Consider the following 12,414-nt stretch of genomic DNA (forward strand, 5'->3'; position numbering starts at 1 on the left):
TACGGCTGCTTGCAATGACGTAGATTTAATAACACTTAACTCTATATTTACCTCAAATAGCATCAATTATCAATGACAATATCAGGTTTAACTAGTAGCTTCATTAAAACTAGTACCCAAATACCGCTTGATATCCACCATATTTGCCAAATATTATATGAAATCATGCCGATAATATAGTAATTTATAAAACATGCATAGGAAATTGCCTTGAAATTTTTATTTTTGAGATTACTAATTTGTTTGAGATATTTATAAACTAAGCATAAAAATAATATTAAACCTATTATACCGAGTTCAAGAGTAATTTGTAATATATTATTATGAGGATGAAGCGGCAAAGGATGCCATTTTTCTCCGTTGTAATCGATCATTTCACTATCATCAGCTTCGATATATTTAGAAGAAGCTAAGCCATAGCCTAAAATCGGCTTTTCAATGATTTTGTTTGCGACGAAATGCCAAATAAATAAACGATGAGCAGCGGAAGGTTGTGTAGCTAAATATTGTTCAGATAAATCTTGTGGTTCTATTTGTTTAGCTATCACAGGAAATAGTAACGAGCCGGTAATTAAACTTATTGCGATTAATTTGAAAAATATCGGCTTCATAAATCTTGTTAAAATAAATATTACTCCTCCTATACCGAAGCCTAAAAAACTTGCTAAACTATCGGAAATACTTAGTAAATAAAGTACTAATATATATAGCATTAATGCATGTCGTTTTTTACCGTTAGAAAGTAAAATTATAATCGCTACCCAAGCAGTAATTGAAAGTAAAGCACAACCACGATCTAGCATATATAAGCCAAAACTAGTTTTGAATATTCTTGTTAAAAATCCATGAGAAGAATATTCGATGAAGAATAATAATATTGCTGTGAGAATTCCGAATATTAAGGCTTTTTTAAGCTGTAAGCGATTTTGAAAAGGAGAAGAATTACTAACTGCAAAGCCAAGAAATAAGAGTATAAAAACTTGAGTAAAAGTAGCTAAGCTATTAATAAGATGAATTGCGAATAAACAAGATATAAAGCACCAAGCGGTGAATAACATTATCATCCCGTGAGCTTGTAGTGGGATCCAGTCTTTTTTTATTTTTTGGATACCGTGGTCAAGCCACGGTATGACATTGTTACTGGATTGCCACGCTCCTTTCAGTCGCTCGCAATGACTATTAATACTTCGCAGGAATGATATAAGCAAAAAAATTGTAACAGTAGCTGCAGTGGATAAGCCCGCCAGCATCCCAAGGCTTGGAATTAAAAATATTAAACTTGAAATTAAATATTGCATCTAAAAACAATCTTTAGCAAAAATTTCGTAGATTGGGTGTTCAAACGTTGAAAGTGAAATGCTTGAAGAAATCATCCATCCTTGAAAGAGTAAATTAGGATCTTCGTCTATTTTATATTCCGTTATGGTCATCAACAAATAATTATCTTCATTATATGGATCAAGGTTTTTTATACATTTGTGCAATTTGATTTTTATATTACCGAAATATTTTTCTTCTCCTACTTTAAAATCTATCTCTTCAGAAGTAGCAGTAATGTTATTTAGAGCAATAATTTTGCCATTTGTATAATTCTTAAACTCAGAACTATCATTAATATTATCGTTTGGATTTAAAATAGGATGATTTTCATCAAGAGGGATAAATACGTCATTTTCAATATCTTCGGTTGTAGTAACCGACTCTAAATTTTCTGCGAATATAGGAAAATTAATGCATATAGTGATGATAAAAATAATTTTTAGTAATTTCATAGATAAATATATTATTTTTCAAAATTATATACTATAGGGGATTAATGGCAATGATAATTTATGATAAGATTTTAAGGTCATTGCGAGCGATTTCAAGGAGCGTGGCAACCTCAGGAATCTTGCCTTAGATTGCTTAGTCAAAACTTACAATTTTTCCTCGCAATGACGATGTAGGTACAATATGCTCCACTCTAAAGAACTCTTAAATTCTATTTTACGACAGGATTTTCATAGTTTTATAATTAAGGTATTTAATACTATTAATCCTGGAGCGGAGTATTATCCCAAGTAAGCATATAAGAATAATTGCCGATTATTTAAATGCCGTGTAAAGCGGTGATATTAATCGTTTAATAATTAATATACCGCCAAGGAGTTTACTACAATCTATTTGTGTTAGCGTTGCTTGGCCTGCTTATTTATTGGGGGTGAATCCTACCAAAAGGATTATGGTTGCCAGCTATTCTCAAATACTGAGCATTAAACACTCACTAGATTGTCGGTTCATTTTAAATTTTGATTGGTATAAAGAACTTTTCCCAAGTACTATCCTTAGTAAACCCCATAATCAAAAAAGTAAGTTTTTAACGACAGCTAATGGCTTTAGATTTGCAACATCGGTTGGAAGATCAGCAACAGGTGAGGGCGGTGATATCTTAATGATCGATGATCCTCATAACCCCACGCAAATTCATTCTTATAAAATACGTAAGAAAGTTATAGATTGGTTTGAGCAAACTTTTGTTAGCAGACTAAATAATCGTAATAAGGGAGCGATAGTTTTAGTTATGTAGCGTCTGCATACGGATGATTTATCTGGTTATCTACTTAATAATAGCAATTCATGGCATCATTTAAAAATTCCGGCGATTAGCATTCAAGATTACTCCTTTAAATTAATGAATAAAGAATATCAATATCTTAGTGGTAAAGTTATTAGACAGATATAAAGAACCTCCTGATTGTTTAATGAAATTAGAGCAGGAAATAGGTAGCTATAATGATAATGCTCAATATTTACAAGAACCGATAGCACAAAGGTCATCGTTACTGAATATGGAAGATATTAGCTTTTATGAAAATCTACCTTCAAGATTTGATTATTTTGTATAAAGCTGGGATACGGCAATTAAGATTTCCGAAGATTCCAATTATAGTGTTTGTAATATATGGGGGATTCTTGAACAGAAATATTATCTAGTATCATTAGTACGGAAAACAATTAATTATCCTGAGCTTAAGAATTTGACGGAAAAACTAACTAGAGAATATCAGCCAAAATTTATATTAATCGAAGATAAAGCAAGTGGTCAACAATTGATTCAAGATATAGGATTTTTAGGTGGTAATATTAGAGTGATAGGGATTAAGCCAAGCTTTGATAAAGTTACAAGATTCGCCTCGGTAGTTCCTTTATTTTAATCAGCTAGTGTTCTAATACCTAAATAATCAAGCATAATTTTAAAGGAATTACTGAATTTTCCCCATATTAAAAATGACGATATAGTAGATTCAGTTAGCCAGTTCTTGAATTTTATGAAGGATAAATCGTTTAAATATCCTGCAAGGATTAGGAGTTTAATATAAAAATAGTTGTTTTTTTGTATGGATGTTGGTAGTATTTATGTTATTCCCGTGAAAGCGGGAATCCAGTACAAATACAATTATCTGTTTATGGATTCCTGCTTTCGCAGGAATGACATAGGATTGTGGTATGACAATGATTAGGCTGGGTAGCAAAGTGGTAATGCCGTGGACTGCAAATCCTCTATTCGTCGGTTCGATTCCGACCCTGGCCTCCATTATAGAAATTAAAACATCTTATGGCATTTATTGCGCAATTCCTAGAAATGCTTTTAGCCGAGAGAGCATTGTCAAAAAATTCAATACTTAGCTATAAGCGTGACTTATTCGATTTTCAAAATTATCTTGCTAAACAAAAATTATCCGAATTAAATATTACTAATGAGAATATTAGAGACTGGATTGAGTATCTAGCAAGTAATGATTTGCAAGCACGCTCAATCAACAGAAAAATCTCAACTATAAAAAGTTATTATGAATTTTTAATTAGCGAAAACCATACCGCGTTTAATCCGGTTCTTAACGTAGATTTGCCCAAATATCAAAATAAACTTCCCGAAATATTATCTATAGCTCAAATTAAATCGTTACTTGAACATTGCTCTCACGATAATTCTCCTGAAGGTATCAGGCTTAATGCTATGATTCATTTGCTTTATGCTAGTGGTCTTAGAGTCTCGGAGCTTGTTAGTCTTAAGCTTGCTGATATTCTGACTAATAAAACGTCTAAAGGAGAAGTAAGAAAAATATTTTCGGTACTTGGTAAAGGTAATAAGGAAAGAGTCATAGTAATAAATGAACAGGCAGTTATCAGTATTGCTAAATATCTTGCAATTAGAGATGTTTTTGTGAATAAAGCTAAACCAAGCAATCTAATTTATTTATTTCCCTCATCAGCTTTAGCTGGTTATATGACTAGGCAAAATTTTGCTATTTTGTTAAAATCTGCTGCCCTTTATGCAGGACTTAACCCTGAGTATATTTCTCCGCATATATTACGTCACAGTTTTGCAAGTCATTTGCTTGAGGGCGGAGCAGACTTAAGAGTAATTCAAGAGCTGCTTGGTCACGCTGATATATCTACTACCCAAATATATACTCATCTTCAAACTAATCATCTCAAAAAAGCATTGTTGCATCATCCTCTCAATAAAAATTAATTTATCTTAATCTTCTATAAAGTACTTGTTAATATTTCTTAACTAAATATAATACTCCTTATTAAATGTAAGGAATAAATTATATGAAGCTAAAAGACATTATGAGCTCTTGTATTAGTCAACCTAGAGAAATTGAAGAAGAATATTCTGGATTAGCTCAAAAGAAAGAATCAGGATGCAATGTTTATATCGGGTTAGGATGCAAAAATCAAGAAGTAAAATTTAGCAACTATTATGAGTTACTTAACAAAATTCAACAAGGAGAAATAACTTTAGAAGTTCTAGAAAATTTAAGGAAATTAAAAATAGATGATAGAAAATCTTTTCTAGCAGATGTAGAAGAGATTATATCTAACAATAGGTTACATGAGCTTAATGCAACAATAATGAAACATGCTTTAGATTTAGTTGATTCTAAAGATGCAGCTTTTTTACTTCGTAGAACAAAAGAGGATAGTATATTTCGAGATCTAATATATTTAGAAGCAAAAGAAAACAGGTTTACTGTAGAAATTGATAAAAAAGGAACTTTGAAAATTAACCTTCCTAGTGGGGTACTTAAGCTTTACAAGCTATTAATTGATAATTTCTATTTGAAAAAATTTGAGGAGGAGGTATTGCAGCAAAAATTATATCAAGAATTGTTCAGTGATCTAAACATTCCTTTTGAAGAACTAATTGAAAAAAAGGAATTGCAGCAAAAATTATATCAAGCATTATTACCTGATTTCAAAATTCCTTTTGAAGAACTAAATTTTTTTGAAAATTTTATTGAATGCTTAAAAGACTTGTATATTAAAAATAGTTTAGCACGAAGCATAATGAGTTTATTTGTAAGTAGAGATATTAAAGAACATGCTGTATGTGAAGAATTACTTGAATTAGATACATTTAAAAAATTATTTGAGGCAAAAATGTCATTATATGGAACTTCTGCTGATTCTAAATTATTAGTAGTTGATTATGTATTAAATGATGTACAAGGTGTTTATATTAGCAATTTAGCATCTTCGAATATTTTAGATTTAGTAATGCATAGTCAATCGAATAATGAAACAATAGAATCAATAGAAATTTTGGGTAATAGCTCAGGACCAGTATGACTTGCTAGATACTGTTTTAAAGTTTTGATTATAAATATAGTAAAAACATCTAGAAATTAATTTAATCTATCATTAATATTTAAATAATTATAAGTGAGATTAATACTAAATATGGCTACAAAAAATAAAAAAGAAACAGTGAATACTGAAACAAAAAATTTAGCAAATTTAGTTATCCAAGAAATAGGTAACAAAAATTTTGATTTTGTTGTTTTGCAAAAGATGCAGCAGGCTTTTAGTACTGCAAGTAAGCAAAAACAAAGAGAAGCTTTTATAAGTTTGTTAGATAAAAAGCTTAATAAAGAGCAATTACATAAACTCAATCAAGCAATAATGGAAAATGCAAATGAATTAATGCCGGATAACGATCCTAATTTCGTTTGTCGTACTCCTAATAATAAAGTTTTTCAAGAAATATTATTATTGGAAGCCAAACGTTCAGGTATGAAAGCAAAATTTAATGATAAAGGAGAATTACAATCTCTTGATGTAAAAGATATAACACAGGAAATATTAGATCACTATCGTATTTTACAAGAAAAATTTTATCCCAAAAGAGATTCTATAGATTTGATAGATAGTAGAATAGCTCAAAGTATTAATTTTTTATTATATGCTCCACTTTTCCGAGAATCAGATATATATCATTAGGTTTAAAATCTGCTGAGATAGAGCGAGAAATACAAGATCCTAACGGTAAATATGCTAAACAATTAGTAGATGCTAAAATAGGAACTAATATAAATTTTAATACCAAAGAAAATTTAGAAAATAAAGCACATGCAGGAAAAGAAACTAAGATATCTTCAATAATTGAAAAAGCAATAACAAAACTCAAGAAAGACAAAAAAGTAAATATTGAAGATAAGAGACAAGGAGCAATAAAAAGGCATTTATCTAAATCCTTAGAAGGAGCTTCTGATTATATATTAACATTCAAAAAAAATGATTTAGTAGATGTAATATATCAAGGATTAGATAAAAGACAAACTTGGTGGTCAAAGATTGTTAATTATATAGGTATAAAATCATATTCCATTTCTAAAAAAAATCTTGAGAAAATAGGCACAATAATAAATAGTGAAATGAAAAATTCTCATACTCCTTTAAAGATAGAAGTACAAGAACAGTTAAAACAAATCTCAAAAGAGTTAAATAGATTAAATAATCTGGTATTGCCGTTAGAGGCTAAAAAAGTTCAGGCAAAATCTAAAAAACCGCCTGTTCCTCCAAAACCTGAACACCTCAAAAAAAGAAATCATGGATTGTGATGATAATTTATAATTTATTACTTCCCATAATATTATAACCGCAATCTACATAATGGATTTCACCGGTAACACCTTTAGATAATTCACTAAATAAATATACTGCTGCTCCTCCTACATCTTCTTGGGTAGTATTACGTTTTAACGGTGCGGTTGCAGCGTGAGATTTAAGCATAGTACTAAAATCACCTATTGCACTAGATGCTAAAGTTTTGATAGGTCCTGCCGAAATAGCATTTACCCTAATATTATTTTCTCCCATATCGTTTGCTAGATATTTTATACTAGCCTCAAGTGCAGCTTTGGCTACTCCCATAACGTTATAATTAGGTATAACTTTTTCAGCGCCGTAGTAAGTTAATGTCACAATGCTTCCGCCGTTATGCATTAAGGCTTCTGCGGACCTTGAGAGTTCTAAAAGAGAGTAACATGATATATGTAAAGAATTATGAAAATTTTCTAAGCTAGTATAAACATAACGTCCTTTTAATTCATTTTTATCGGCAAAAGCCATACCATGAAGTAAGAAATCGAAGCTACCCCATTTCTCTTTTATATCATCAAATAAATTACTAATTGATTTTGGCTTCGTAACATCAAGTTCGCTAACAAAATTACAACCTATTTCCTCAGCGAGTGGTTTAACTCGTTTTTCTAGTACTCCCGATTGATAAGTAAACCATAGCTCTGCTCCGTGTTTTTTAGCAAGCTGTGCAATCGCCCACGATATTGACATATTATTTGCAATACCTGTAATTAAGCCTTTTTTTCCTTGTAGTAATCCTGTAGTCATTTATTTACTCATTATATTAAAACTTGCTGAAATGATAGCATGATGTATTATTTTGTAAACAAATAATCGATAAAAATGTATAAACCTAAAATCATATGTTTACTGCTAGGGATATTAAGCGGTTTAGTTTTTGCTCCGACTTTCTTTATACCGGCATTATTAACGTTATCTTACTTATGTTATATAGTTCAAAAATCCGAAAATTGGCACGAAGCCACAAAATTTGGTTATTTATTCGGTTTTGGGCATTTTTTAAGTGGAATATATTGGATAAGTATCGGTGTTAGCGTTTATATTGCAGATTTTTGGTGGGCAATTCCTTTTGCGTTATTTGGACTACCTATAGTTTTAGCTTGCTTTATATCAGCAAGCTGCACGCTTAGTTTTTTTGCTAAAAATAATAAATATTACCAATTTATATTCTGTTTATGTTGGGTATTATTTGAGTGGGTACGTTCGTGGATTTTTACCGGTTTTCCTTGGAGTTTGATCGGTTATGCTTTTTCGTTTTCAGATATTTTAATACAGCCTTTAAGTATAATAGGGATATATGGGCTTAGTTTTATAGTTATATATATTTCTACATCAGCTTATCCTTTATTTAGCAAGCAATTTACTCAGTTAAAAATATTACTAGCTAGTTCAGTCCTAGTATTAACCATCATTGTCATTTACGGAGCAGTGAGGCTAAGTAATAACCATACAAATTTCACGGATATAAAAGTACGATTAGTGCAACCTTCAATACCTCAAACCGAAAAATGGAATGAAGAAGAATTTTGGCATAATTTAATGCTACATATTAATTTATCGGAAAATTTGGAACCTACCGATTTAATTATTTGGTCTGAGGCAGCATTAGTAGTACCTGATGATATACCGCAAGTTAAATCAAAATTATTAAAAATGCTAAATTCTACAAATGCTATTTTGATAACAGGAGGAATTTCGGATAATAAAAAACAAGGTGATGAGTTTGAACTTTACTCAGCTATGTATGCTCTTGATAAAAATAATCATAAATTATTTGAATACCATAAATCACATTTAGTACCTTTCGGTGAGTATATGCCCCTTAAAACGATACTACCGTTTAAAAAATTAACTCATGGTTTAATTGATTATAAAGAAGGAAACGGAGGGCTTGTTTATCTTGAAAAATATAATCTTAAAATTAAACCTTTGATTTGTTATGAATCTATTTTTTCTGATTTTGTACGGACTAATAATGAAATAGCCGATGTAATAATTAATATTACAAATGATGCATGGTATGGTAAATCTAGCGGTCCATATCAGCATTTTCATATTAGTAGAAGTAGAGCCGTAGAGAATGGTTTACCTATGATTAGAGTAGCTAATAACGGTATTTCAGCTATAGTAGATCCTTTTGGCAGAACAATAAAAAAACTAAATCTAAATGAAATAAATTATACTCAAGGTTTAATTCCTAAAAAATTAATCTCTCCCACTATATTCTCGCAATTTGGTAATTTTACTATTTTATTACTCATCGTTTTGATACTTTTAATTAATTATTTATTAGCCTTGATTCTTGATAATCAAAGGGTTTTAGCATTATTATATTAAATTTTTAATAAAGTTGCTTGATTAAATATAAAGTAATATATACTACATTTAAAGTTGAATAGCCTTTATTAATAATTAATTAAAGCTTATTGTTAAAATGAATGATTCAATAAAACATCCAGACAAACTCGCAAGTGAACGTTTAAAAGAACGACGTCTTGCTGTAGGTATTAGCCAAAAAGAATTAGGGCAAGCTTTTTCGGTATTAGTGCTCTCCAAGTTAAAAAATATGAAGAAGGTTTGTTAAAAAATATGAAGAAGGTTTAAGTAATATACCTATAAGTAGGTTATATGTTTTTGCAAAAGTTTTAAATACGCCTTTAAAATATTTCTTTAATAGTTCTGAAGAAGAAAAGTTAAAAGCTGACAATAAAAATACTCCTAATAATAAAATTGAATATCTATTCAAAGAAATAGAAAGTGATTTCTTAAATAATATTGCTGAAGAAGAAGGGCAATATGAACATGACGTCTCTTTTGATTATAAATGAATTATCAAGGACTATGGAAAGAGTACTTTTATCGTTAACTAGAGCATTTACTAGAGTACAAAATCCAAATATTAGAAAAATAATCATTGAACTTGTCAGATCAGTATAGATACCTTGTGAATAATATTTAAATTTTTATTGACTTAACATTACCAAAGTATTAATTTTGGTTAAGGTTTAGTAAATTCTGAGCTGTCAACAATTATTAAATATATTGGAGGAAGGTTATGAGTAAAAGTAAGGCTATTGAAAATAACGGCATTAGTAATACCAATAGTCCAAATGGTAAATATATGGCCCCAAGACCGGAAGGAGTAAAACCTACCTGTGTAGTAATTACTTATTCTGTAAGCAAGGATATTAAGGCTGTTCGTGAAGTATTGGATGAGCGAGGTGCAAGTGTTCATTACATAATTGATAAGGATGGGACTCAAAAAGAATATCATAATGATTTAACAGATCAAGCTTTTTATGCAGGCAAGAGTAGTTGGAAAGGAGAAGTAGGTGTTAATAAGTTTGGTATTGGAGTCATGCTTATTAATGATGCAAAAAGTGATTTTCCTGAAGAGCAAATAGGGAAATTAAAAGAATTTCTTAAGGATGTAGCAGAAAGATATCCAAATTTAGATTTAAAACATGATTTAGTCGGTCTTGGTGAAGTAACTGTAAACCGAGAAGGCAATGCTCATATAGCTCCTGGATCAAAATTTCCTTGGAAAGAATTAGCTGAAGCTGGTTTTGGTAGATATTTTGAGACTACGCAAGAGCAAAAGAGTGAATTATTATTAAGTCTTGATAGTACTGGAGAAAAAGTTAATACTTTACAGGAAAATTTAAAAGAATATGGCTATGGAGTAGAATCCACAAGTACATTTGATCAATTTACTCAGCAAGCAGTTAGAGTATTTAATGATCGTTATGGTACAGGTTTACCAAACGAAGAGCCACCTGTAAGTTGGACTGAAGCAGGTCAAGATGTTCTATCGCAATTACTAGGGCAAACGGTATTAGAACAAACAGAAAATGCATAGTTTAAGAAATGAATTCCTTTTTCATTTTATAAGCCTTGCCGCATGGGTACTGAATCGTCATTAAGAGGATGAATGGCTTGTTTAGGTCATTCCTGCGTGGATCGATTCCACCCCTGTCATCCCGCGACTTGGTCGCGGGATCCAATTTAAAATACTAAAAATTTAGTATTTTAAAGTTACTTTTATGGATGCCGTGGTCAAGCCACGGTATGACACCAAATACATTTTTCGATCTACGCAACAATGTTATGCGGGGATGACATCGAGTAGGTTTTTTGTAGCCGTGCAACAACTTTATGCAATAATAACGTTTCGTAAAAGCGGTTATGACATCGAAGTATAGGCTATCTCAAGTAATTCTTTTAGGCAATACTATTTATTGGTTATTGACATAATCTAAAAATAGTGCTAAACATTAAAAATTAAGAGGCTATCTGTAAATAAGTTTTAATTAGCCTTAAAATTTATTTACAGATAGCCTCTAAGGTAGAGCTTTCTTGACTATTTAGCTTCTAGTCAAAGCAAGATAAGTTTTTTATCTTTACTTTATATTTCTACAGTTAAAAATATTTATGATATCTTTAAAGGTTAATAGTTTAATACAAAATTGGCGTTGGCGTAGATAATTTTTTGCGTTTATGTTTTTGCTATATGCAAATTTAAATTTTGATTATTAAATTATAACTTATAACAGGATATTAAAATGTTTATCTCTAATATTTTTCAAAAATTTTTTTCTTTTCTTTTTGTTTTATTCATCACAGCTGCAGTTTATGCGGATCAAAAAAAAGTAGCAGTCATTGTTCCACTTGAACATGCCGCAATGACTGAGATTATATCAGGAATTAAAGAGTCGCTAAAAGATATAGATGCAGAAATTATAGTTAAAAATGCTCATGCTGATTCTAATATTTTACTTGCCATTATAAAGCAAATAAAAGATCAGGATATTGATATAATAATTCCAATAGGCACGACAGCCAGCCAAACTGTTATTTCTCATATAACAAATAAACCGATTGTGTGTGCTGCTGCTATGATTAATAGTAAAAACCTACCTTTAGTTACCGGTGTTAACGATGAGATACAAATCACTGACACCATTAGTAAATTACCTTTTTTACAGAATATCACTTTAATTTATAGCAGTAGCGAGAAAGTTATACCTGAAGTAGAAATGTTAAAATTATATGCTGGAAAAAACAATATTTCTCTGCATACGGTAATGATACAAAATTTCAATGATATGCCTGTAGCTGTAAAGAATGCTCCTGAAAATACGCAGAGTTTTATAATTTTGAAAGATCATTTAATAGTCAGTGGGATTAATATTTTAAAGCAAGAAGCATTTAAACGCCGTATTCCGATAATTGCTTCCGATGAAGGTTCGGTAATTAGCGGGGCAACTATTGCGGTAGGAGTACAAGAGAAGCAAATAGGCGTAGAAGCAGGTTTAATGGCAAAAAAAATCTTACAAGGAATAGAACCGAAAGATATTCCATTTGGGGATATGAAAGACTTAACTTTATTTATTAACCTTAAATCATTTGTTAAACAAGATATTCTTACTAAAGAAAATTTATCCGTACTTCCTTTCGCGCGTAAAGAACTTGAAGAGTAGT

12 protein-coding genes, 1 tRNA gene and 1 pseudogene are annotated in these 12,414 nt (G+C 30.5%); 11 read left to right on the plus strand and 3 right to left on the minus strand.

Annotation, left to right across the window (positions count from 1 at the left end):
- Positions 1-62 precede the first annotated feature (62 nt).
- Together RAT170B_RS01980 and RAT170B_RS01985 are read right to left on the minus strand one after the other, a co-directional pair.
- The gene (locus RAT170B_RS01980) at positions 63-1,298 is read right to left on the minus strand and encodes an O-antigen ligase family protein (RefSeq protein WP_045805463.1); all 1,236 of its coding nucleotides are present in this window, start codon (positions 1,296-1,298) and stop codon (positions 63-65) included.
- On the minus strand, positions 1,299-1,772 hold the full coding sequence (locus RAT170B_RS01985) for a DUF2155 domain-containing protein (protein ID WP_004995979.1): 474 nt from the start codon (positions 1,770-1,772) through the stop codon (positions 1,299-1,301). It lies immediately after the preceding gene.
- A 428-nt stretch (positions 1,773-2,200) separates the two neighbouring features.
- On the opposite strand from RAT170B_RS01985, the gene RAT170B_RS11120 reads away from it, so the two are divergent.
- From RAT170B_RS11120 to RAT170B_RS02015, 7 genes and pseudogenes are all read left to right on the plus strand, one after another.
- Positions 2,201-2,566, plus strand: coding sequence for a hypothetical protein (locus RAT170B_RS11120; protein ID WP_261368635.1), 366 nt, complete (start codon positions 2,201-2,203; stop codon positions 2,564-2,566).
- Between the two features lie 130 nt (positions 2,567-2,696).
- A complete protein-coding gene (locus RAT170B_RS11125; protein WP_261368636.1) occupies positions 2,697-2,885 on the plus strand; it encodes a hypothetical protein in 189 nt (62 codons plus the stop codon).
- 63 nt (positions 2,886-2,948) lie between these two features.
- Positions 2,949-3,194, plus strand: a complete 246-nt coding sequence (gene terL, locus RAT170B_RS11130; protein ID WP_261368643.1) for a phage terminase large subunit — start codon at positions 2,949-2,951, stop codon at positions 3,192-3,194.
- A gap of 305 nt (positions 3,195-3,499) precedes the next feature.
- Positions 3,500-3,574, plus strand: a tRNA-Cys gene (locus RAT170B_RS02000).
- A 21-nt stretch (positions 3,575-3,595) separates the two neighbouring features.
- Positions 3,596-4,516, plus strand: coding sequence for a site-specific tyrosine recombinase XerD (xerD, locus tag RAT170B_RS02005; protein ID WP_045805464.1), 921 nt, complete (start codon positions 3,596-3,598; stop codon positions 4,514-4,516).
- Between the two features lie 83 nt (positions 4,517-4,599).
- Positions 4,600-5,619, plus strand: coding sequence for a DUF5410 family protein (locus RAT170B_RS02010; protein WP_045805465.1), 1,020 nt, complete (start codon positions 4,600-4,602; stop codon positions 5,617-5,619).
- A gap of 111 nt (positions 5,620-5,730) precedes the next feature.
- Positions 5,731-6,890: pseudogene (locus RAT170B_RS02015) on the plus strand (DUF5410 family protein).
- Positions 6,891-6,897: 7 nt separating this feature from the next.
- Here the strand turns inward: RAT170B_RS02015 and fabI are convergent.
- Positions 6,898-7,680, minus strand: a complete 783-nt coding sequence (fabI, locus tag RAT170B_RS02020; protein WP_045805466.1) for an enoyl-ACP reductase FabI — start codon at positions 7,678-7,680, stop codon at positions 6,898-6,900.
- Between the two features lie 75 nt (positions 7,681-7,755).
- Between fabI and lnt the strand changes: the two genes are divergently transcribed.
- The 4 genes from lnt (at position 7,756) to RAT170B_RS02035 (ending at position 12,413) form a co-directional block, all read left to right on the plus strand.
- On the plus strand, positions 7,756-9,270 hold the full coding sequence (gene lnt / locus RAT170B_RS02025) for an apolipoprotein N-acyltransferase (protein WP_045805467.1): 1,515 nt from the start codon (positions 7,756-7,758) through the stop codon (positions 9,268-9,270).
- Positions 9,271-9,367: 97 nt separating this feature from the next.
- Entirely contained in the window at positions 9,368-9,517 is a 150-nt protein-coding gene (locus RAT170B_RS09585; RefSeq protein ID WP_146620325.1) for a hypothetical protein, read from the plus strand.
- Between the two features lie 471 nt (positions 9,518-9,988).
- A complete protein-coding gene (locus RAT170B_RS02030) occupies positions 9,989-10,792 on the plus strand; it encodes an N-acetylmuramoyl-L-alanine amidase (protein ID WP_045805468.1) in 804 nt (267 codons plus the stop codon).
- A gap of 703 nt (positions 10,793-11,495) precedes the next feature.
- The gene (locus RAT170B_RS02035) at positions 11,496-12,413 is read left to right on the plus strand and encodes an ABC transporter substrate binding protein (protein WP_014014193.1); all 918 of its coding nucleotides are present in this window, start codon (positions 11,496-11,498) and stop codon (positions 12,411-12,413) included.
- The last annotated feature ends 1 nt before the right edge of the window (position 12,414 follow it).

It is taken from the genome of Rickettsia argasii T170-B, from assembly GCF_000965185.1.
GTDB classification, from domain to species: domain Bacteria; phylum Pseudomonadota; class Alphaproteobacteria; order Rickettsiales; family Rickettsiaceae; genus Rickettsia; species Rickettsia rickettsii.

Coding starts and splice junctions, on each gene's coding strand:
- lnt (WP_045805467.1), top strand. CDS start 7,756: ATGTATAAACCTAAAATCATATGTTTACTGCTAGGGATATTAAGCGGT.
- RAT170B_RS02030 (WP_045805468.1), top strand. CDS start 9,989: ATGAGTAAAAGTAAGGCTATTGAAAATAACGGCATTAGTAATACCAAT.
- RAT170B_RS02010 (WP_045805465.1), top strand. CDS start 4,600: ATGAAGCTAAAAGACATTATGAGCTCTTGTATTAGTCAACCTAGAGAA.
- RAT170B_RS09585 (WP_146620325.1), top strand. CDS start 9,368: ATGAATGATTCAATAAAACATCCAGACAAACTCGCAAGTGAACGTTTA.
- RAT170B_RS01985 (WP_004995979.1), bottom strand. CDS start 1,772: ATGAAATTACTAAAAATTATTTTTATCATCACTATATGCATTAATTTT.
- fabI (WP_045805466.1), bottom strand. CDS start 7,680: ATGACTACAGGATTACTACAAGGAAAAAAAGGCTTAATTACAGGTATT.
- RAT170B_RS01980 (WP_045805463.1), bottom strand. CDS start 1,298: ATGCAATATTTAATTTCAAGTTTAATATTTTTAATTCCAAGCCTTGGG.
- xerD (WP_045805464.1), top strand. CDS start 3,596: ATGGCATTTATTGCGCAATTCCTAGAAATGCTTTTAGCCGAGAGAGCA.
- RAT170B_RS02035 (WP_014014193.1), top strand. CDS start 11,496: ATGTTTATCTCTAATATTTTTCAAAAATTTTTTTCTTTTCTTTTTGTT.